The following is a 21,586-nucleotide window of genomic DNA, read 5'->3' as shown; positions in this document are numbered from 1 at the left end:
CACCGTCCGCCGTCGGTTGACCGTCGTCCCGACGGACGCGAAGACGCGTCCGGCGGGCCGACCGTCCGGCTTTCCGGCCGTCCTCAGCCCGTCACACGCGGTTCCACCTGAGCCAAAGGGACGTCACCGGCGCTGCCTGGCCGGGGACATGGAAGAACGCGCCGCCCCGGGCCCCTCCACCGCTCCGGCGGACGGGGTGTCACCGTGCCGTGCGAGCGGTCCAGCAGCCGTGGTCGCGGCAGCCGCAAGCCTGTTCATCTGCGTCCCTTCCCCCTGGGCGCATCTGTCGCAGGGGGTACTCCGGGGCCGTGATGAGAGCCGGCACGACTCGGTCTGCACTGGTCAGTGAGCAGCCCGGAAGCGTGCCATGAGCGGCCGGCCGTACGCGACGCGCGTGTGCGCTGCACCCCCTACCACCCCTCCTGCCGCCGGAGAAGCGACCGCAGGAGGCATGCGCAGCGAAAATCACTCGCCGCACACGGTAGGCGGTTGGACCGCCGCTTTACCAGCGCATGACAATGTGGTCCATCTCATGGGCCTCATGGGCAACCCGAGAGCCGACACTTCCCTCAGTGTCCGCTGTTTCCGGCGTGACCGGCCGGCGGGCAGTACGGTGGGGCGCGCAGACCCCCGTCGAGACCCAAGGCTGTCGACAGCGCCCGTGAACCGGAACCCGCAACACCCCTTCCGCGCCCCGGACTTCCAGCTGGTCCTGCTGCGCCGTATGGCCGACCACAACCCTCACCTGGTGGAGGACGCCCGCCGCACACTGGGCGTGTCCGTCGCCGACATGCGCGAGGCCAACAAGCGGTGGCAGGCGATGCTCCGGTCGCCGCGCGCCCGGTCGGCCGCCTCCCTCTTCCGCTCGGTGCTCGGCGAGCCCGAGTCGACGGCCCCGCGCCGGATCGGCGATCTGGACTGTGAGGCCCGGCTGTGGCCCGTCCCGCTCTGGCCCGACCTGCGCTTCGAGGTGCTGGCCGGGCCGGACGGGCAGATCTGGAACGAGTGGCTGGTCCGCGCCCCCGGCGCGCCGGCCCCGAAGCTGGAGACCGTCGACGATCTGGCCCCTTGGTCCTGCACGGTCGACGAGGTGGCCCGCGCCTTCGCCCCGGCCCGCCCCCTGGAGGGCACGGCCCCCACCCGCTGGGGCCTCGCCTTCACCGCCCCCGACGCGAAGGGCGTACCGCGGGAGGTGGTCGCCGAGTTCACATGGGGGCTGTTGCAGCGGGTGGCCGTCCGCGACGCGCAGCCGCCACCTCGGGGTTGACGACACGCCCTACGCGTCCCGGCGCCGGTCCCGGATCTCAGGGCGTTGCCGGAAGCCGGCCGACCTGTAGGTGGCGACTGCGCCGGCATGGGAGCTCGGGGTGCAGACGATCGCGCTCGACGAGCCCAGCTCCCGGAGTGCGGCCGCCGCGGCGACGGTGATCGCCTTGCCGTAGCCGTGACCGCGATGTTCCCGGTCCACGCCCATCGGCTCCAGCAGCCCGGGCTTCCCCGGACCGGCCGACCACACCGTGACCGCCGCCACCGCGTTGCCCCGGTCGTCGTACGCGACCAGACACCGGGCGTCGGCGTACGGCAATCCGGCCGCCATCGCGTGCCAGCGCTCTTCCGTGAACGTCGACCTGTCGAACGATGCCCGCTGTACGGCGGTCCGCACATGCGCCTGGTCCGGCCCGATCACCTCGATCCGCACGCCCGGGTCCTCCACCGGCTCGGTGAGGTCGCGGCGCAGCGGCGTCCACGGCTCACCGGCGTTCCAGCCGTCCTCGAACAGCAGATCCTGGACCAGCGCGCCCGGGGGCGCCTCGACGTACACCTCCCCCTCCATCAGTACGCCGCGCGCCGGTTCGGTCACGTCCTCGGCCAGCTGCTGCGCCAGCTCCTCGTCCCGCCGGGCGTCCGGCGCGATCGTCAGCCGCAACAGCTCGGGACCGTCCAGCAGCCCGACGGCGAGAATCCGTCCGTCCCGGCTCCAGGTCCGGACCGCCGCGGCCGTCGTCTCTGCACCGAACCGCCAGAACCAGCCCAGGTCCCCCGGATGCAGCTGCATCGGCGCCCCGTCGTACTGCCACTCCCGCAGCACGCCCACAACCTCGCTCAACCCGTCGGCGCCCGGCGTGCCCAGCAGAATCGGCATCCCCCGATCACACACCATCGCGCCGACGGCCCGCACCCGGTTTCCGGCCGGCCGGCGTGATGGGGATCGGGGAAGGGAGCACGAGGCGGCCTGCCGGGCCGCCGGCGGTCTTCGTGAAGAAGCCCGGCGGACCGCCGGGGTCACCGGCCCGCGGCCGCCAGGACGGCGTCCACCACCTTCGGCACCGACCCGGGGTGCAGGGAGAGGAACAGGTTCGGCTCGACCAGCTCCAGTTCCATCACGCACGGCTGCCCGTCCGCGCCGTCCACGAGGTCGACACGGGCGTACAGCAGTTCCGGGGCCCCCGGTACGGCGGCCAGGGCGCGCTCGGCCACGGCCAGTTCGGCCGGGGTCGGCACCCAGGGCTCCAGGCCGGGGTGGGCCACCTTCGGCTCGTCGTAGGGAGTGCCGGGCGCGAGGACGGCCCCCTTCCGGCTGGCGTGCAGCAGCCGCCCGCCGAAGAACTGCAACGCCCGCTCGCCGGCCACCTCGACGCCCCGCACGTAGGGCTGCACCATCGCCGTGAACCCCTCCGCGTGCATCCGCGCGAGATGCCGTACGGCGGTGTCGCGCTCCCCGGGCGTGTACCGGGCGGCGAACCGGGCGCCCGCGCCCGAGGTGGGCTTGACGACGTACTCGTGGTCGCGGGGAAGGTCGACGGGGTCACCCGGGGCCAGATACCGGGTGGGGACGGCGGGGACGCCCGCCGAGGCCAGTTCCCCGAGGTAGCGCTTGTCGGTGTTCCAGCGCACGACGGGCGCCGGATTGGCCAGCCGCGTGGCCTTCCCGCACCGCTCCGCCCAGGCGGTGAACTCCGCGGCCCGCCAGCTGTAGTCCCAGGTGGAGCGGATCACGGCCAGGTCGTACGCGGCCCAGTCGACGTCCGGGTCGTCCCAGTGCACGGCATCGGCGTCGGCCCCGGCCGCCCGTACCTCCCGTACGAGGACCGGAAGGTCGCCGTCAGCCGCCACCTCGGGTCCGGGGCGGCAGGTGACCAGCGCGACGCGGACGGCGGGGGTGCGGAACACGTCTGAACTCCTGTTCGTGGGACAGCACGTGCGCGCAGGCTAACAACGGCCCGGGGAACAACGGGACCCGTGCACGTCGGCCCGGGAGGAGTGAGGTCTCCGTCACGGCGGAGGCGGGTTTCGCCGGCTCTGGTGTAGGAACGGATTCGATGTCCGTACTACGTCACGTCCGCTTCGACGCGAGGAGTCCCGCGTGTCCTCCCTCTTTCCGGCCCTGACCGATCCCGGGGCGGCGCGGCGGCCCGCGCTGCGGTTCGGGGAGCGGGCGCTGACCTATGGCGAGCTGGCCGCGGCGGCCGGAGCGCTCGCCGGACGACTGGGCGGGGCTCCGGGGCGGGTGGCCCTGTGGGCCACGCCCTCCCTGGAGACCGCCGTCGCGGTGGTGGCCGCGCTGACCGCCGGCGTGCCCGTCGTCCCGCTCAACCCGAAGTCCGGCGAGCGCGAGCTGGGGCACATCCTGGCGGACAGCGCGCCGTCACTGCTGCTGGTGGCCCCCGGCGACGAACTGCCCGAAGCCGTACGGGGGCTGGAGCGCGTCGACGTCGACGTGCGCGGCACGGGAGCGTACGCGCCCGCCGAGGTGGACGGCGAGAGCGCCGCCCTCGTCGTCTACACCTCCGGGACCACCGGCCCGCCCAAGGGCGCCCTCATCCCCCGACGGGCCGTGGCCGCCACACTCGACGCGCTCGCGGACGCCTGGCAGTGGACCGCGGACGACGTCCTGGTGCACGGCCTTCCGCTGTTCCATGTGCACGGGCTGGTGCTCGGCACCGTGGGGCCGCTGCGGCGCGGCGGCTCCGTGCGGCACCTGGGACGCTTCGGCACGGACGGCGTGGCCCGCGAACTGGGCGACGGGGCGACCATGCTGTTCGGGGTGCCCACGATGTACCACCGCATCGCGGAGGCGCTGCCCGGCGACCCGGAGCTGGCCAAGGCGCTGGGCGGGGCCCGGCTGCTGGTCTCCGGGTCCGCCGCGCTGCCGGTGCACGACCACGAGCGGATCGCCGCCGCCACCGGGCGCCGGGTCATCGAGCGGTACGGCATGACCGAGACGCTGATGAACACGAGCGTCCGCGCGGACGGGGAGCCGCGCGCGGGGACGGTGGGTGTGCCGCTGCCGGGTGTGGACCTGCGGCTCGTCGAGGAGGACGGCACCCCGATCGTGGCGTACGACGGGGAGACGGTCGGCGAGATCCAGGTGCGCGGCCCGAACCTGTTCACCGGGTACCTCAACCGGCCCGACGCCACCGCCGCCGCGTTCACCGCCGACGGCTGGTTCCGCACCGGGGACATGGCGGTGCGTGAGCCGGACGGTTATGTGCGCATCGTGGGCCGCAAGGCCACCGACCTCATCAAGAGCGGCGGGTACAAGATCGGGGCGGGTGAGATCGAGAACGCGCTGCTGGAACACCCGGGGGTGCGGGAGGCCGCCGTCACCGGCGAACCCGACGACGACCTGGGCGAGCGGATCGTCGCCTGGGTGGTGCCGGCCGACCCTGCGGCCCGGCCCGGCGCCGAAGAGCTGGCCGACCATGTGGCCCGGCGGCTCGCCCCGCACAAGCGGCCCCGCACGGTGCGGTACCTCGACGCCCTGCCCCGCAACGACATGGGGAAGATCATGAAGCGGGCCCTGGGCGATGCCTGAACGCCCGTCCGCACGGGAGGCGCTCGCCCTCGTCACCGACGACTTCACGGAACTGCCGGGCCCGCCACGGCGGTCCGTCCCGGACGGCCCGCTGGCCTGGGCGGGCTACGACGCCTCGCGCGCCCGCGCCGCCGCACGCACCGGCGAGGAGGAGTCCGTGGTCTGGGGGCGCGCGACCGTCGGCTCCACCCCGGCCGTGCTGATCGCCTTCGAGTTCGGCTTTCTGGGCGGCTCGCTCGGCGAACGCACCGGCGACCGGCTGGAGGCGGCGCACATCCACGCCCGCGCCCAGCGGCTGCCGGTCGTCTCGCTGGTCGCGACGGGCGGCAGCCGGATGCAGGAGGGCATGCTCGCGCTGACCCAGCTCCAACGGGTGGCCCGGCAGTCGGCGCTCACCCGCGCGGCCGGGCTGCCGCAGCTCGCGGTCCTGCGCGACCCGACCACCGGCGGCGGCTGGGCCACGCTGGGCGCCGGCGCCGACGTGGTGCTGGCCCTGCCGGGCGCCCAGGTGGGCTTCGCGGGCTCCCGGGTGCGACCGCCGGATGCGGACCCGGCGGCGTACACCGCGGAGGCGCAGCTGACGGCGGGCACGGTCGACGCGGTCGTACCGCCCACGGAGCTGCGGGCGGCGGTGGGCCTGTGGCTGGGGCTGCTGACGGCACCCTCGACGGAGCCGGCTCCGGTTCCCCGGCCGCTGGGCCCGGTGGATCTCCCGGCGACCGGCTGGGACGCCGTACAGCGCGCCCGCGACCCGGGGCGGCCGCGTGCCCGGGCCTACCTGGACGCATACTTCACCCGCCGGGCGGCGCTCGGCGGCGACCGCAGCGGTGGCAGGGACCCGGACGGCATGCTGTGCGGCTTCGGCACCCACGGCGGCCGTACGATCGCGTACGCCGCCCAGACCGGCACCGCGACCCGCCCCGCCGGATACCGGACGGCCGCCCGGCTGATCCGGCTGGCGGACGCCCTGTCCGTACCCGTGCTGACGCTGGTGGACACGCCGGGCGCCGCCAACGACGCGGAGGCCGAGAGGCAGGGGGTGGGCGCCGCCATCGCGGATCTGTTCACCGCCGTGGCGACGGCCCGTACGCCGCTGACCACGCTGGTGATCGGGGAGGGCGGATCGGGCGGGGCGCTGGCCCTGGCCGCCCCGGACAACACTTGGGTCACCCCGGACAGCTACTTCTCGGTGATCGCTCCGGAGCTCGCCGCCGCGATACTCAAGCGCCCGGCCGACCGGGTGCGGGCGACGGCGGGCCAGCTCCGCGTCCGTCCCCAGGACCTGGTGGCCCTGGGGGTGGTAAAGGGCATCGCGGGTGGTGAGGTCACCCAGGCCCCGCCATCCGGGTGAGCCGCGGAGCACCGGCGCGCGCGGGAACGCGGGGGCACCGCTGCGGGCGGGGGCGGGGCGCCGCGGGAAGGCGCGTGCCCGGTTCCCGGGACGCGACGCGCACCCGGTTCACCCGCCCGGGTGAACCCGCCCGGCCCTTCTCAAGGGGCGAGGTCCTTCGGTCCGGCGCACGATGCTGAAGGAGAGGCCCGCCGACCGGCGGCCGCCCGCGGTCCGTTCTCGGGAGGTACCGCATGACCGTCAGCCTGGACCAGCTGCGCCGTTGCCATTTCGCTGTCGACCTCGGCGCGGCCAGGACCCGTGTGTACGTCAAGGGCTCGGGGCTGGTGGTCGACCAGCCGAGCGCCGCGGCGGTGAACACGCGGACCGGTGCGCTGATAGCGGTCGGCGAGCTGGCCGAGAAGATGACGGGACGGACACCCTCCTACATCCGTGTGATGCGGCCGGTGTCCGGCGGCACCGTCATCGACATCGAGATGGCCCAGCGCATGCTGCGCCATCTGCTCGGCGAGAAACTGCGCCGCACCCTGCGCCGCAAGCCCCGGCTGCGGGCCGCCGCCTGCACCCCGCACGACGCCGACCCGCTGGCCCAGCGCGCGGCGGTCGAGACGCTCGTCGGCCTGGGGGCACGCAGGGTGGAGCTGGTCGACACGCTGGTCGCCGCGGCCGTGGGCTGCGGGCTGCCCGTCGAGCAGCCCGAGGCCTCCATGATCATGGTGTGCGGGTTCGCCGCCACCCAGATCGCCGTTCTGTCGCTGGGGAACATCGTGACCGCGGAACGGATCCCGGTGGGCGGTGAGGCCGTCGACCACGCGATCGTGCAGCACCTGCGCCACGAGCACGCGTTGATGCTGCCGAGCCAGTCCGTACGCCCCCTGCGGCTCGCCCTCTCCGGCAACGGGGCCACCCCGAACGGTCCCGCCACCGAGATCCTCGGACGGGACGTGGCGACCGGGCTGGCGCGCTCGGTGAAGGTCGACACGGCGGCGGTGCGGGAGGCGATCGAGACCCCGCTGATCGCCGTGCTCGACGGCATCGGCAAGGTGCTGCGGGACTGCCCGCCCGATCTGGTGGCCGACCTCGCCGACCGCGGCATCATGATGGTCGGCGGCAGCGCCCTGCTGCCGGGCCTCGACCAGATGCTGCGCCAGTGGACCGGCATGCCGGTACGCATCGCCGAACGCCCCGACATCTGCGCCGTGCAGGGCCTGGGCGCCATGATGGAGGGCCGGATCAAGCCCCTGACCTTCAACCCGCTGGCGGCGTGATCGGGAACCACCGTGCGACAGGCGCCCGCAGTCCACACGCGGACTCGGGCGCCCGCCGGTAGCTCCACGCTCCCCCGACCGGTCGCCGGTCGAGTGGTGCGCCTGATTGCCCGTCAGCATGGGTCGCTATGCTCCCGCCGAGTCACACTGACCACCGGGGGGAACATGCGCCACGTTCGCGTGCTCACCGCTGCCATGGCCACGCTCGCCGCAGCGCTCGCCGTCACCGTCCACCAGCAGGCCGCCACCGCCGCGCCGGGCTGCGTCTCCTCGACGCCCTTCACGTCCGGTACCGGCGGCTACCACACGGTCCGCATCCCGGCCCTGGTCTCCGCCCGCGGCGTCCTGGTGGCGTTCGCCGAGGGACGCAGGGCCGGCGGCGCCGACAACGGAGACATCGAGGTCGTCTCCCGCCGGTCCACCGACGGCGGCTGCACGTGGGGCCCGGTCCGGCGTGTCGCCGACAACGGGTACGACACCGTCGGCAACCCGGCGCCGGTGTTCGATCCCGAGACGGGCCGCATCGTGCTCCTGACGGTCCGCCAGTCCGGCAAGGTCACCCAGGCCGACATCCAGGCCGGCCGCGTCAGCGCGGCCGCCGGACGCCGCGTCTATGTGCAGACCAGCTCCGACAACGGCGCCACCTGGACCACACCGAGGGAGATCACCAGCGCCACCAAGAAGAGCTCCTGGCGGTGGTACGCCACCGGGCCCGGACACGGCATCGCCCTTGCCTCCGGCCGGCTTGTGATCCCCGCCGACCACACCGGCGCAGGACTTCTGCGCGGCTCCCACCTGCTGCTGTCCGACGACCACGGCCGGACCTGGCGCATCGGGGCCGTCGACGACCACACCGACGGCCGCGTCAACCCCGACGAGACCGCCGTGGCACAGCTGCCCGACGGCCGGCTCTACCTCAACGCCCGCGACGAGGGCGGCACCGATCCCGCCACGCGGGCCTTCACCTACAGCCTGACCAACGGCAGTACGTTCTCCGCCCCGTTCCGGCCGATCCCCGCCCTCGTCGCGCCCGTCGTCAAGGGCACCCTGCTGCAGGACACCGGCACCAGCTGCAAGCCGCTGCTGTTCTCCGCCCCGCAGGATCCGACGCAGCGGCGGAACCTGACCGTGCGCCGCAGCACGGACGCCGGCCGGACGTGGCGCACCGAGCTGGTCGTCACCCCGGGCCCGGCCGCCTACTCCGACCTCGCCAAGCTCGACCGGACCACGGCGGGAGTGCTCTACGAGACCGGCGCCGCCGGACCGTATGAGCAGATCCGGTTCCGGCCCTTCACGGTCGGCTGCTGACCGGGAACGGCCCACAGGCGTGGCCACCGGGCTCCCGCGGTGACCGCGGTGACCGTCCGCCCCCGGTCACCTACCGAGCGGGGGCGACATCGGCGATCACCGGCAACGTCCTCTGGTCCTTCCCGGTGGTCGCCCGGCATTCGGGCCGGCAGCGGCCCGGCCAACGATCTCCCAGTACGCAGAAGCCCCCTTCGTAGGAAGGGGGCTGGCCCTGCCCCGCAGGTGAAAACGTTCCTGCACCGACAGGCCCCGGTGGGGCGGGTGGGACTCGAACCCACGGCCGACGGATTATGAGTCCGCTGCTCTAACCGGCTGAGCTACCGCCCCGTCACGGCGCGTCGCGTACATCTGTGCGCGCCGTCTGCCGCAGCATAGCCGCTCATACGATCTCCTGCTTCGGATGGTCGGCTACACATGACCTCGAGGACTCCGCCGTGGGCGTGACGGTTCCGACGGACATGAAAAAGGACCCCTGAGGGGTCCTCGTTCAGACGCTCCCCCGACTGGACTCGAACCAGTAACCTGCCGGTTAACAGCCGGCTGCTCTGCCAATTGAGCTACGGAGGATCGAGCTCCCCCGACTGGACTCGAACCAGTAACCTGCCGGTTAACAGCCGGCTGCTCTGCCAATTGAGCTACGGAGGAATGCCTCGTTGCATCGAACGTACCTACCTGGGTATCCGCCAGGGGGCGCGCGCTCGCTGCGACACATACATTAGCGCAAGCAGGGGGGTGCTCCGCCAATCGGTACCCGCCGCGCCGAAAGCCCACCCGAGGGACGACGCAGACGCAAGGGAAGGATGGCCGTCATGCGCTATCGGCTCACATTCGTCGCCGGGCTTGTCCTGGGATATGTGCTCGGCACACGAGCCGGACGCGAGCGTTACGAGCAGCTGAAGAAATCCGCCCGCCAGGTCGCGCAGAACCCCGCCGTGCGCAACACCGCCGAGACGGCGGCCCAGCAGGGGCGCGAGATCGCGGGCAAGGCGTTCCACGCGGTGAGCGACAAGGTCGGCGACCACATGCCCGACTCCGTCGCCGGCCGGGTGCGCTCGCTGCGGGAGCGGAACGCCAACGGCAGCGGGGCGGACGACTGGGGCACCAGCAACACCTGAGCCCGGCCTCACCGGCAGGGCGCGATCGCAGCAGCGGCACCCGCCACTCCCGTCACGGGCGCCACTCTGCGAACAGCCTCCCAGGACGACACGCCCACCCCCCTCCGTACGGCAGAATTTCCGCCATGGGGATAGTCGCCGGGTTGGACAGTTCACCCGATTTCACTCGTATCGTCGTCTGCGACGCGGACACCGGAGCCGTGCTCCGGCAGGGATATGCGCCGCATCCGGTGGAAAGCCCCGAGGGTGGAGGCCGTCCCTCCGACGTCGATCCGCAGGCCTGGTTGCTGTCCCTCGGGGAGGCGGCCGGCGGCGGACTCCTGGAGGGCGTGCAGGCCATCGGTGTCTCCGCGCAGCAGAACGCGCTGATCCCGCTCGACGCCCAGGGCTCCACCGTGCGGCCCGCGCTGGTCGGCGGGGACAAGCGGGCGCAGGTCGCGGCGGCCGACCTCATCGACGCCCTCGGCGGACGGCAGGCCTGGGCAGAGGCGGTCGGCTGCGTTCCGCAGGCCGCACAGCCGGTGACCAAGCTGCGCTGGCTCACCAGGGCCGAACCCGACAACGCCCGGCGCACCGCCGTGCTGCTCCAGGCCCACGACTGGCTCGTATGGCAGCTGCTCGGGCGACCCCTGAGAAGAACCACCGACCGCGGCGGGGCCTCCGGGACCGGGTACTGGTCGGCGGCGACCGGCGCCTACCGCACCGACCTCGTCGAGCTGGCGCTCGGCCACCAGGCCGCGCTCCCGGAGGTGCTCGGCCCCTCGGAGGCGGCGGGTACGACACCGGAGGGGCTGCTGATCTCCGCGGGCACCGGCGAGACCATGGCCGCCGCCCTCGGCCTCGGCATCGGGCTCGGGGACGCGGTCGTCTCGCTCGGCGCGTCCGGATCCGTGATGGCCGTGCACCCCGAGGCGCTCGTCGACTCCGCCGGGATGATCACCTCGCTCGCGGACGCGACGGGCATGCACCTGCCCGTGGTGACCACGCTCAACGCGGTACGCACCCTGCGCGGCACCGCCGAACTCCTCGGCCTGCCCGACCTGGAGTCGCTGTCCGATCTGGCCATGAAGTCGACGCCCGGCTCCCACGGACTGGTGCTCCTGCCCTATCTGGAGGGCGAGCGGACCCCGAACCTGCCGCACACCGCGGGCACCCTGGCCGGGCTGCGGCGCGAGTCGATGAAGGCCGAGCACCTGGCGCGGGCCGCGTTCGAGGGGATGCTGTGCGGGCTCGCGGACGCGCTGGACGTGCTGCGCGGACGAGGGGTCGAGGTGCGGCGGATCTTCCTGCTCGGTGCCGCCGCGGAGCTGCCCGCCGTACAGGCGGCGGCTCCCGCGCTGTTCGGTGTGCAGGTCGTGGTGCCCCAGCCCGCCGACTACGCGGCGATCGGCGCGGCCCGGCAGGCGGCCTGGTCGCTCGGCGTGTCGCAGGGCACCCTCGACCCCCGTACCCCGCCCGCCTGGCAGGGCGCGGTGGCGCAGGTCCTGGAGCCCGGCGACGAACTGGCCGTAGGCCAGGCCGTACGCCAGCAGTACGTGTCCGTACGCGAGCAGACGCATCCGGGGGCGTTCCGGTCGTAGGCAGGCACGCGAACTGACTCGTCCTCAGCCTGGGAGCGAGCGCACCGGCGCCGCCGACGGCTTAATCGGTTGAGGTAACACGGGTGGAGTGCCCGACGATAGGGGGATGGTGCATCACCGCCCGCCCCGCCGTCCGTCTGCGACTCCGAGAGACCTCGCGTGCTCATACGACTTCTGAGGGCCCATTTGGCCCCGTACAGGAAACCGATCGCCCTGCTGGTGCTGCTGCAGTTCCTGCAGACCTGCGCCACGCTCTACCTGCCCACCCTCAACGCGCACATCATCGACCACGGCGTCGTGAAGGGGGACACGGGCTACATCCTCACCTTCGGCGGCCTGATGATCGCGGTCTCGCTCGGTCAGGTCGTCTGCAACATGGGCGCCGTCTACTTCGGCGCCCGTACCGCGTCGGCCGTCGGCCGGGACATGCGGGCCGCCGTCTTCGGCCGGGTGCAGTCGTTCTCCTCGCGTGAGATGGCCCACTTCGGGGCGCCTTCGCTGATCACCCGCACCACGAACGACGTGCAGCAGGTGCAGATGCTCACCCTGATGACGTTCACCCTGATGGTGTCGGCGCCGATCATGTGCGTGGGCGGCATCGTCATGGCGCTCGGTCTGGACGTGCCGCTGTCCGGCGTCCTGGTGGCCGTGGTGCCCGTGCTCGGCATCTCCGTGACGCTGATCGTGCGCCGGCTGCGGCCGCTGTTCCGCAGCATGCAGGTCCGCCTCGACACGGTGAACCGGGTGCTGCGCGAGCAGATCTCGGGCAACCGGGTGATCCGCGCCTTCGTCCGCGACGACTACGAGAAGGACCGCTTCCGGGGCGCCAACACGGAGCTGACCGAGGTGTCCCTGGGCACCGGCCGCACGCTGGCGCTGATGTTCCCCCTGGTGATGACCGTGGTGAACCTCTCGTCGATCGCCGTGGTCTGGTTCGGCGCGCACCGCATCGCCAGCGGCGGTATGCAGATCGGCGACCTGACCGCGTTCCTCGCCTACCTGATGCAGATCGTGATGTCCGTGATGATGGCGACCTTCATGTTCATGATGGTGCCCCGCGCGGAGGTGTGCGCCGAGCGCATCCAGGAGGTGCTCGGCACCGAGTCGAGCGTCGTGCCGCCCACCGCGCCGGTGGTCGAGCTCCGGCGCCACGGACATCTGGAGATCCGCAGCGCCGGTTTCCGCTACCCGGGTGCCGAGGAGCCGGTCCTCAAGGGCATCGACCTGGTGGCGCGGCCGGGTGAGGTGACGGCCGTCATCGGGTCCACCGGCAGCGGCAAGTCCACCCTGCTCGGGCTGATCCCCCGCCTGTTCGACGCCACCGAGGGCGAGGTGCTCGTGGACGGCGTGGACGTCCAGGAGGTCGAGCCGGCGCTGCTCGCGAAGACGGTCGGACTCGTCCCGCAGAAGCCGTATCTGTTCGCCGGAACGGTCGCCACCAACCTGCGGTACGGCAACCCCGACGCCACCGACGAGGAACTGTGGCACGCGCTGGAGGTGGCACAGGCCAAGGAGTTCGTGTCCAAGCTGGAGAACGGCCTGGACTCCCCCATCGCACAGGGCGGGACGAATGTCTCGGGCGGCCAGCGGCAGCGCCTCGCCATCGCCCGCACCCTGGTGCAGCGCCCCGAGATCTACCTCTTCGACGACTCGTTCTCCGCGCTCGACTACGCGACCGACGCGGCCCTGCGCGCGGCGCTCGCGCGGGAGACCGCCGAGGCGACCGTCGTCATCGTCGCCCAGCGTGTGGCGACCATCCGGGACGCCGACCGGATCGTGGTCCTCGACGAGGGCCGGGTCGTCGGCACCGGTCGCCACCACGAGCTGATGGCGGACAACGAGACCTACCGGGAGATCGTGCTCTCCCAGCTGACGGAAGCGGAGGCTGCCTGATGGCCGGGCCCATGGGACGCATGATGGGCGGGGGCGGCCCCGATCAGCGCTCGATGGACTTCAAGGGGTCCGGAAAACGGCTCCTCGCCCAGTTCAAACCCGAACGCGCCACCATGGTCGCAATGCTGGCCTGCGGTGTGCTGAGCGTAGGGCTGTCCGTGGTCGGGCCGAAGATCCTCGGCAAGGCCACCGACCTGGTCTTCGCCGGGATCATCGGCCGTCAGATGCCCTCCGGGCCGAGCAAGGAACAGGTGCTCGCGTCCATGCGCAAGCGGGGCGAGGGCGGCATCGCGGACATGCTCTCCGGCACGGACTTCACCCCGGGCAAGGGCATCGACTTCGGTGCCGTCGGAAACGTCCTGCTGCTCGCGCTGGGGACGTTCCTGGTGGCCGGCCTGTTGATGGCGGTCTCCACCCGGCTGTCCAACCGGGCCATCAACAAGACCGTCTACCGTCTGCGTGAGGAGGTGCAGGCGAAGCTGTCGCGTCTTCCGCTGTCGTACTTCGACAAGCGGCAGCGCGGTGAGGTGCTCAGCCGCGCCACCAACGACATCGACAACATCGGGCAGACGCTCCAGCAGTCGATGGGTCAGCTCATCAACTCGCTGCTGACGATCGTGGGCGTGCTCGCGATGATGTTCTGGGTGTCGTGGCTGCTGGCGCTGGTCGCGCTGGCGACCGTGCCGCTCTCCTTCGTGGTGGCCACGCGGGTCGGCAAGCGGTCCCAGCCGCACTTCGTGCAGCAGTGGCGCACCACCGGCATGCTGAACGCGCACATCGAGGAGATGTACACCGGGCACACCCTGGTGAAGGTGTTCGGGCGCCAGGAGGAGTCGGCGCGGCAGTTCGCCGAGCAGAACGAGCAGCTGTACGAGGCCGGGTTCAGGGCGCAGTTCAACAGCGGCGTCATGCAGCCGCTGATGATGTTCGTGTCGAACCTCAACTATGTGCTGGTGGCCGTGGTGGGCGGTCTGCGGGTGGCGTCCGGTTCGCTGTCCATCGGTGACGTGCAGGCGTTCATCCAGTACTCGCGGCAGTTCTCGATGCCGCTGACGCAGGTCGCGTCGATGGCGAACCTCGTGCAGTCCGGCGTTGCCTCGGCGGAGCGGATCTTCGAGCTGCTGGACGCGGAGGAGCAGGGGTCGGACCCGGTGCCCGGTGTGCGTCCCGAGGAGCTGCGCGGACGGGTCGCGCTGGAGAACGTGTCGTTCCGCTACGACCCGGAGAAGCCGCTCATCGAGAACCTGTCGCTGGCGGTGGAGCCGGGGCACACGGTCGCGATCGTCGGCCCGACGGGAGCCGGGAAGACGACGCTCGTGAACCTGCTGATGCGGTTCTACGACGTCACCGGCGGCCGGATCACCCTCGACGGGGTCGACATCGCGAAGATGTCCCGCGACGAACTGCGGGCCGGGATCGGGATGGTGCTCCAGGACACCTGGCTGTTCGGGGGGACCATCGCGGAGAACATCGCGTACGGGGCCGCACGCAAGGTGACGCGCGGGGAGATCGAGGATGCGGCGCGGGCGGCGCACGCGGACCGGTTCATCCGGACGCTGCCGGACGGCTACGACACCGTGATCGACGACGAGGGCACGGGCGTCAGCGCGGGCGAGAAACAGCTCATCACCATCGCGCGGGCGTTCCTGTCGGACCCGGTGATCCTCGTCCTCGACGAGGCGACGAGTTCCGTCGACACCCGGACCGAGGTGCTGATCCAGAAGGCCATGGCGAAGCTGGCGCACGGACGGACGTCCTTCGTCATCGCGCACCGGCTGTCGACGATCCGGGACGCGGACACGATCCTCGTGATGGAGAACGGCTCCATCGTGGAACAGGGCTCACACCAGGAGCTGCTGGAGGCCGACGGGGCCTACGCGCGGCTGTACAAGGCGCAGTTCGCGCAGGCGGTGGCGGAGGTCGACTGAGTCCCGGGGGCCGCTCCTCGTGAGCGGCCCCTCTCAGTCGAGGTAGCCCCTCAACTGGTCCGCGAACGCGTGGTCCCGGAGCTTGTTCAGAGTCTTGGACTCGATCTGGCGGATGCGTTCGCGGGTCACGCCGAAGATGCGGCCTATCTCCTCGAGGGTACGGGGACGGCCGTCGACGAGACCGTAGCGCAGCTGTACGACCTTGCGTTCGCGCTCGCCGAGGGTGGAGAGCACCGCCTCCAGGTGCTCCCGCAGCAGCATGAACGCGGCGGACTCGACCGGGCTCGCGGCGTCCCCGTCCTCGATGAGGTCGCCGAGGGCCACGTCGTCCTCCTCGCCGACGGGGGCGTGCAGCGAGACGGGCTCCTGGGCCAGCCGCAGCACCTCGACGACCCGTTCGGCGGACAGCTCCAGGTGCGCGGCGACCTCTTCCGGTGTCGGTTCGTAGCCGCGTTCCTGGAGCATACGGCGCTGGACGCGGACGACACGGTTGATGAGTTCGACGACGTGCACCGGGACGCGGATGGTGCGGGCCTGGTCGGCCAGGGCGCGGGACATGGCCTGGCGGATCCACCAGGTCGCATACGTCGAGAACTTGTAGCCGCGGGCGTAGTCGAACTTCTCGACGGCCCTGATCAGGCCGAGGTTTCCCTCCTGGACGAGGTCCAGCATGGTCAGCCCGCGGCCGACGTACCGCTTGGCGACGGAGACGACGAGCCGGAGGTTGGCCTCGATCAGCCGCCGCTTGGCCATCCGTCCCAGGACCACCAGCCGGTCCAGGTCCAGGGCGAGTTGGGTGTCGAGGTCGGGGGTGTGGACGAGCTTCTCCTCGGCGAACAGGCCGGCCTCGACGCGGCGGGCGAGTTCGACCTCCTCGGCGGCCGTGAGCAGGGGGATGCGGCCGATCTCGCGGAGGTACTGGCGGAACAGGTCCGAGGAGGGGCCGCCGGTGTCGGTGTGCCCGCGAAGCGGTTCGACGGGCTCGGTGGCCGCGAGGGCGTCGGAGGGCTCCGGGGGTTCCTCCGTCTCGGGCGGGCCCGGCGGTTCGGTATCCGTCCCGGGGTGGTGGGCGAGCCGGCTCTGCGAAGGCACCGCCGGGAGGCCGTCGCTGTCGGCGTCCGGCTCGTCGTGGGCGATCTCGGTCTCTACCAGGGTCTGGGTCTGCACGGGGGGCGACCTCCAGGAATGTCGCTGCCGAGCGGTGCGGCAGCGGTACGTCGGGGATGGGACCGGTGGTCGCCCGCCGGCCATCCCGAAGTCGTTGAGCGGAACGGCGGGGGTGTCGGACCCGTCGTGGACGGGCCGGCCGCGCTCCGGGGACTCAGGCACCGCACCCCAGTGTGGAGTACGACACATCCCTGCCACGAGGGGCGTGCGACCACTTTTTGAGTCCGGTGCGTGACCGGGCGGTTACTCGGCTCGATTGACCTCGGGATCGCGCCGCCCGGGGAGCCCTGGCGAGGCGTAGCCCCCGGCACCGCTCAGAGCGCCGCCGCCCCCCGCTCCCGCAACGCCTGGTCGTACTGCTGCAGGACCCACAGTTCGTTCTGCACGGCGGCGAGTTGAGCCGGGTCTGCGTGGGCGCCGAGGCGGGTCAGGGTGCTCTGGACGTCACGGACGCGGCGTTCGACCGCCCGGCGGCGGACCGTGACCAGCTGGGCGCCCGCATAGGCCTCGTCCACCTCCTTGCGGAGCATGATCGCCTCGACCGCCAGCTCTGTGACCATGGCGCGGACCGTGTCGTCGGGCGCCGCCTCGCGGACGCGGACCAGATACTCCTGCGGGTCCTGCCCCCCGTACTCCACGCCCCCCGCATCCATGATCGCCTGGCGGACGGCCGCGTACGGCGCCGCCGTGAACTCGTCGATCCCGTAGGCGTCGAACGCCGGGGAGACCAGCTCCGGCCGCTGGAGCGCCAGTTTGAGCAGCTCCCGCTCGGTCGCGTAGACCGGGTTGCGGAGGTTGAGCGCCGGTCCGGAGGCGGTCGGGCGGGGAGCCGCCTGGTACGGCCCCGGGGTGCGCTGCCCGGCCGGCGCCGGTCCCCTGCCGCCCCGGTCACGTGCCCAGCGGGCCAGCTGGGCCACCCTCTTGACCACGAACTGGGTGTCGAGGATGCCGAGCATGCCCGCGAGCTGGACCGCCACCTCGTGCTGGGCGCCGCTGTTCTTGATCCGGGCGACCACCGGCGCCGCCTCGTCCAGCGCGGCGGCGCGGCCCGCCGGGGTGTCCAGGTCGTAGCGGCCGACGATCTGGCGGAGCGCGAACTCGAAGAGCGGCGTGCGGGGTTCGACCAGATCGGCGACCGCCTCATCGCCCTTGGCGAGCCGCAGCTCGCAGGGGTCCATACCGTCCGGCGCGATCGCGATGTAGGTCTCGGCGGCGAACTTCTGGTCGTCCTCGAAGGCCCGCAGGGCCGCCTTCTGACCGGCCGCGTCACCGTCGAAGGTGAAGATCACCCGCGCCGAGCCGTTGTCCATCAGCAGCCGCCGCAGGATCTTGATGTGCTCGCCGCCGAAGGCCGTGCCGCAGGTCGCGATGGCCGTGGTGACGCCCGCGAGGTGGCAGGCCATGACGTCGGTGTAGCCCTCGACCACGACGGCCCGGCTCGCCTTGGCGATCTCCTTCTTGGCCAGGTCGATGCCGTAGAGCACCTGCGACTTCCTGTAGATGGCCGTGTCGGGCGTGTTCAGGTACTTGGGTCCGGTGTCCGCCTCGTAGAGCTTCCTCGCGCCGAAGCCGACCACGTCCCCGCCGATGTCGCGGATCGGCCACATCAGCCGGCCGCGGAAGCGGTCGATGGGGCCGCGGCGGCCTTCCTGGGAGAGACCGGAGAGGATCAGTTCCTTGTCGCTGAAGCCCTTGCCGCGCAGATAGCGGGTGAGGTGGTCCCATCCCTGGGGGCTGTAGCCCACGCCGAAGTGGACGGCTGCGGCCTGGTCGAAGCCCCGCTCGGCCAGGAACGAGCGTCCGGCGCCGGCTTCGGGGCTGGTGTCGAGCTGCCCGGCGTACCACTCGGCGGCGAGCCGGTGGGCCTCGACCAGGCGGATGCGCTCGCCGCGCTGGTGGGTGGGGTTGTACCCGCCCTCCTCGTAGCGCAGTGTGATGCCCGCGCGGGCGGCCAGGCGCTCGACCGCCTCGGAGAACGAGAGGTGGTCGACCTTCATCACGAATGTGAGGGTGTCGCCGCCCTCCTGGCAGCCGAAGCAGTGGAACAGGCCCTTGCTCGGGCTGACCTGGAAGGACGGGGACTTCTCGTCGTGGAACGGGCACAGGCCCTTGAGGTTGCCGCCGCCCGCGTTGCGCAGCTGGAGGTACTCGGACACGACGGAGTCGATCGGGACCGCGTCCCTGACCGCCTTCACGTCCTCGTCGTTGATCCGTCCTGCCACGAGGAGATTCTACGGTGAGGCTGTGACAGCGGACGGCGCGCGTGACGTCATGAGAGCAGGCTCTCCAGCGGCACGCCGGGGTCCGCCAGCGCCTCCTGGTCCACCACCGTCCGGGCCCGGATCAGGGACTGGATCCGCTCTGTGACGTCCCACACGTTCACATTCATCCCGGCCAGCACCCTGCCCTCCTTCAGCCAGAACGCGATGAAGTGCCGCTTGCCCACGTCGCCGCGCAGCACCACCTCGTCGTACGACCCGGGCGGCGCCCACCCCGAGTACTCCATGCCCACGTCGTACTGGTCCGAGAAGAAGTACGGCACCCGGTCGTACGTCACCTCGCGCCCGAGCATCGCGCGGGCGGCCGCCGGACCGCCGTTCAGCGCGTTCGCCCAGTGCTCCACACGCAGCCGGGTGCCGAAGAGCGGGTGATGGGAGGAGGCGATGTCGCCCGCCGCGTAGATGTCGGGGTCGGATGTCCGCAGCCGCTCGTCGACCACCACGCCGCCGCCGTGCGCACGGTCGGCGATCTCCAGGCCGGCGGCCTCGGCCAGCCCGGTGCGCGGCGCCGCGCCGATCGCGGCGAGCACGTCGTGCGCGGGGTGCTCCTCGCCGTCGTCGGTGCGGGCGGCCAGCACCACTCCGTCCTGGCCGACGATCTCGGTGAGCCGCACCCCGAAGCGGAAGCGGACGCCGTGCTCGCTGTGCAGTTCGGCGAAGAGGCTGCCCAGCTCGGGGCCGAGGATCGCGTGCAGCGGCGTCGGCTCGGGTTCGATGACGGTGACCTCCGCGCCGTACTCGCGGGCCGCGGCGGCGACCTCCAGGCCGATCCAGCCGGCGCCCGCGATCACGAGGTGGCCGTTGTCCCGGCCGAGGGAGGCGAGGACGCCCTTGAGGCGCTCGGCGTGCGCGAGACGGCGCAGATGGTGGACGCCGACGAGGTCGGTGCCGGGGACGGCGAGGCGGCGGGGCTCGGCGCCGGTGACCAGCAGCAGCTTGTCGTAGCGCACGAGGGTGCCGTCGTCGCCGAAGCGGACCGTCCTCGCCTCGCGGTCGATGGCGTCGACGGTCTGGCCGAGGTGCAGCTCGATGTCGTTGCGCGCGTACCAGGACGGTTCGTGGACGAAGATGCTGTCGCGTTCCTCCTTGCCGAGCAGGAAGCCCTTGGAGAGGGGAGGCCGCTCGTAGGGGTGGTCGCGTTCGTCGCAGATCAGTATGACGCGGCCGGTGAAGCCCTCCGCGCGGAGCGTCTCGGCCGCCTTCGCGCCCGCGAGACCCCCTCCGACGATGACGAATGTCTGATCCGCGTCGACCACTTGATGCCTCCTCGTAAGGATGTCGCCACATGGGAGCGTCCCGCACACCGTGTGCCGCGGGAAGAGGGGGTGGCCCGATCAGGCCACTCAGGGTCACCACCAGACCCGTGTGTCCCGGCCGTCTCGGTGTGTCCGGATCTCGCGGTCGCGATCACGCAGTCGCGTCACGGAGTCCGGGTCACGATGTCCGGATCAGCCGTGCCCCGTCAGCCGCACGTGCAGGGACCCCGCCGAGGCGTCGGTGAGCGAGGCGATCTGGTCCACGATCACCCGCTTGCGGGCGCGGTCGTCGGGCGCCTCCCGGAACAGCGCGCGGAACTGCGGATCCAGCCCCTCGGGCGCGCGGGCGGTGAGCGCCTCGGCCAGTTCGGCCACGACGATCCGCTGGTCGGCGCGGAGCCGCTCCTGCTCGGCTCGCTGCATCACATACCGGTCGGCGACCGCCTTGAGGACCGCGCACTCCATGCGGGTGCTTCTCGGGACGACGAGTTCGGCGGCGTACCGCGTGAGGGGGCCGCTGCCCCATGCCGCCCTGGTCGCGCCCTCCGCGGCCAGACAGAAGCGGCCGATGAGCTGGCTGGTGGCGTCCTTCAGACGGCCCTGGGCGACCGCGGAGCCGTCGTAGCCGCGCGGCCACCACTCCTGGCCCAGCAGCCGGTCGAGGGCCTCCGCCAGTTCCTGGGGGTCGGTGTCCGCGGGGACATACCGCCCGAGGGCCACGGCGAAGACCGCCTGCCGCTCGGGGTCGGAGTGCAGGCAGCCCGGGTCGATGTGGCCGGCGTGCAGACCGTCCTCGAAGTCGTGAACCGAGTAGGCCACGTCGTCGGACCAGTCCATGACCTGGGCCTCGAAGCAGGTGCGGTCGTCGGGGGCGCCCTTGCGGAACCAGTCGAAGACGGGGCGGTCGTCCTCGTAGACCCCGAATTTCGGGGACGTGGGGTCGGTGGGGTGGGAGCCGCGCGGCCAGGGGTACTTGGTGGCGGCGTCGAGGGCGGCGCGGGTGAGGTTCAGCCCCACGCTGACGAATTCGCCGGTCGCCGCGCTCCGCACGAACCGCTTGGGCTCGATACGGGCGAGCAGGCGCAGGGACTGGGCGTTGCCCTCGAAGCCGCCGCAGTCCTCGGCGAACTCGTTGAGCGCCTGTTCGCCGTTGTGCCCGAAGGGCGGGTGGCCGAGGTCGTGGGAGAGGCAGGCGGCCTCGACGAGGTCCGGGTCGCAGCCGAGGGCCGCGCCCAGCTCCCGGCCGACCTGGGCGCACTCCAGGGAGTGGGTGAGCCGGGTGCGGGGGCTCGCGTCCCAGGCGGCGCTTGCGGTACCCGGGGTGACGACCTGGGTCTTGCCCGCCAGACGGCGCAGTGCGGCCGAGTGCAGCACGCGGGCGCGGTCGCGCTGGAAGGCGGTGCGGCCCGGGCGCTTGTCCGGCTCGGCCGCCCAGCGCTCGGCGTCCGTGTCGTCGTAGGGGGTGCCGGTCGCCGGGCCGTTGTCATACCGCGTCGAGGTCTCGTGGGCCTTGGGTGCAGTCCCGTCCATGACCCGACAGTAAACGCAGCCGGTGACAATCGGGGTGTCGGCGTCCGCTTCACGCCGGGCCGTGACCCGCGCGGGCCCGTCGGCGCAGGGCGTGT

15 protein-coding genes and 3 tRNA genes are annotated in these 21,586 nt (G+C 72.3%); 9 read left to right on the top strand and 9 right to left on the bottom strand.

Annotation, left to right across the window (positions count from 1 at the left end):
* Nucleotides 1–661 precede the first annotated feature (661 nt).
* Entirely contained in the window at nt 662–1,267 is a 606-nt protein-coding gene (locus tag LZ604_RS04585) for a hypothetical protein (RefSeq protein ID WP_234512807.1), read from the top strand.
* Nucleotides 1,268–1,276: 9 nt separating this feature from the next.
* Here LZ604_RS04585 and LZ604_RS04580 read toward each other — a convergent pair whose 3' ends face one another.
* Both LZ604_RS04580 and LZ604_RS04575 read right to left on the bottom strand, forming a co-directional pair.
* Entirely contained in the window at nt 1,277–2,143 is an 867-nt protein-coding gene (locus tag LZ604_RS04580; protein WP_234512806.1) for a GNAT family N-acetyltransferase, read from the bottom strand.
* Nucleotides 2,144–2,283: 140 nt separating this feature from the next.
* The gene (locus tag LZ604_RS04575; protein WP_234512805.1) at nt 2,284–3,171 is read right to left on the bottom strand and encodes an ATP-grasp domain-containing protein; all 888 of its coding nucleotides are present in this window, start codon (nt 3,169–3,171) and stop codon (nt 2,284–2,286) included.
* Between the two features lie 193 nt (nt 3,172–3,364).
* On the opposite strand from LZ604_RS04575, the gene LZ604_RS04570 reads away from it, so the two are divergent.
* The 4 genes from LZ604_RS04570 (at nt 3,365) to LZ604_RS04555 (ending at nt 8,743) form a co-directional block, all read left to right on the top strand.
* The gene (locus LZ604_RS04570; RefSeq protein WP_234512804.1) at nt 3,365–4,816 is read left to right on the top strand and encodes an acyl-CoA synthetase; all 1,452 of its coding nucleotides are present in this window, start codon (nt 3,365–3,367) and stop codon (nt 4,814–4,816) included.
* Nucleotides 4,809–6,167, top strand: a complete 1,359-nt coding sequence (locus tag LZ604_RS04565) for a carboxyl transferase domain-containing protein (protein WP_234512803.1) — start codon at nt 4,809–4,811, stop codon at nt 6,165–6,167. The genes LZ604_RS04570 and LZ604_RS04565 overlap by 8 nt, the downstream gene beginning before the upstream one ends.
* Nucleotides 6,168–6,400: 233 nt before the next feature.
* The gene (locus LZ604_RS04560) at nt 6,401–7,435 is read left to right on the top strand and encodes a rod shape-determining protein (RefSeq protein WP_234512802.1); all 1,035 of its coding nucleotides are present in this window, start codon (nt 6,401–6,403) and stop codon (nt 7,433–7,435) included.
* A gap of 165 nt (nt 7,436–7,600) precedes the next feature.
* On the top strand, nt 7,601–8,743 hold the full coding sequence (locus LZ604_RS04555) for a sialidase family protein (RefSeq protein WP_234512801.1): 1,143 nt from the start codon (nt 7,601–7,603) through the stop codon (nt 8,741–8,743).
* 253 nt (nt 8,744–8,996) lie between these two features.
* On the opposite strand, the gene LZ604_RS04550 is transcribed toward LZ604_RS04555, so the two are convergent.
* From LZ604_RS04550 to LZ604_RS04540, 3 genes are all read right to left on the bottom strand, one after another.
* Nucleotides 8,997–9,070, bottom strand: a tRNA-Ile gene (locus LZ604_RS04550).
* 167 nt (nt 9,071–9,237) lie between these two features.
* Nucleotides 9,238–9,310: transfer RNA gene (locus tag LZ604_RS04545), tRNA-Asn, on the bottom strand.
* Nucleotides 9,311–9,315: 5 nt separating this feature from the next.
* A tRNA-Asn gene (locus LZ604_RS04540) sits at nt 9,316–9,388 on the bottom strand.
* 164 nt (nt 9,389–9,552) lie between these two features.
* Between LZ604_RS04540 and LZ604_RS04535 the strand changes: the two genes are divergently transcribed.
* From LZ604_RS04535 to LZ604_RS04520, 4 genes are all read left to right on the top strand, one after another.
* Nucleotides 9,553–9,858 (top strand): YtxH domain-containing protein, encoded by a 306-nt coding sequence (locus LZ604_RS04535; RefSeq protein WP_234512800.1) that lies wholly within the window; start codon nt 9,553–9,555, stop codon nt 9,856–9,858.
* A 125-nt stretch (nt 9,859–9,983) separates the two neighbouring features.
* Nucleotides 9,984–11,438: a xylulokinase gene (locus LZ604_RS04530; RefSeq protein ID WP_234512798.1), complete on the top strand. Its 1,455-nt coding sequence runs from the start codon at nt 9,984–9,986 to the stop codon at nt 11,436–11,438.
* Between the two features lie 159 nt (nt 11,439–11,597).
* Complete coding sequence (locus LZ604_RS04525) at nt 11,598–13,331, top strand: ABC transporter ATP-binding protein (RefSeq protein WP_234512796.1); 1,734 nt, start codon at nt 11,598–11,600, stop codon at nt 13,329–13,331.
* The gene (locus tag LZ604_RS04520) at nt 13,331–15,259 is read left to right on the top strand and encodes an ABC transporter ATP-binding protein (protein WP_234512794.1); all 1,929 of its coding nucleotides are present in this window, start codon (nt 13,331–13,333) and stop codon (nt 15,257–15,259) included. Before LZ604_RS04525 ends, LZ604_RS04520 begins: the two co-directional genes overlap by 1 nt.
* Nucleotides 15,260–15,292: 33 nt before the next feature.
* On the opposite strand, the gene LZ604_RS04515 is transcribed toward LZ604_RS04520, so the two are convergent.
* The 4 genes from LZ604_RS04515 to LZ604_RS04500 all read right to left on the bottom strand — a co-directional run bounded on the left by LZ604_RS04515 (nt 15,293) and on the right by LZ604_RS04500 (nt 21,491).
* Nucleotides 15,293–16,426, bottom strand: coding sequence for an RNA polymerase sigma factor (locus LZ604_RS04515; protein WP_234512792.1), 1,134 nt, complete (start codon nt 16,424–16,426; stop codon nt 15,293–15,295).
* Nucleotides 16,427–16,740: 314 nt separating this feature from the next.
* The gene (gene dnaG / locus LZ604_RS04510; protein ID WP_234512791.1) at nt 16,741–18,648 is read right to left on the bottom strand and encodes a DNA primase; all 1,908 of its coding nucleotides are present in this window, start codon (nt 18,646–18,648) and stop codon (nt 16,741–16,743) included.
* Nucleotides 18,649–18,695: 47 nt separating this feature from the next.
* The gene (locus LZ604_RS04505; protein WP_234512790.1) at nt 18,696–19,961 is read right to left on the bottom strand and encodes an NAD(P)/FAD-dependent oxidoreductase; all 1,266 of its coding nucleotides are present in this window, start codon (nt 19,959–19,961) and stop codon (nt 18,696–18,698) included.
* A gap of 192 nt (nt 19,962–20,153) precedes the next feature.
* Nucleotides 20,154–21,491, bottom strand: a complete 1,338-nt coding sequence (locus tag LZ604_RS04500) for a deoxyguanosinetriphosphate triphosphohydrolase (RefSeq protein WP_234512789.1) — start codon at nt 21,489–21,491, stop codon at nt 20,154–20,156.
* Between the last annotated feature and the right edge of the window lie 95 nt (nt 21,492–21,586).

Source organism: Streptomyces glomeratus, from assembly GCF_021462825.1.
GTDB classification, from domain to species: Bacteria; Actinomycetota; Actinomycetes; order Streptomycetales; family Streptomycetaceae; genus Streptomyces; species Streptomyces glomeratus.
Note: the sequence above shows the minus strand (reverse complement) of the source record. Positions and strands in the feature narration are given on the sequence as shown.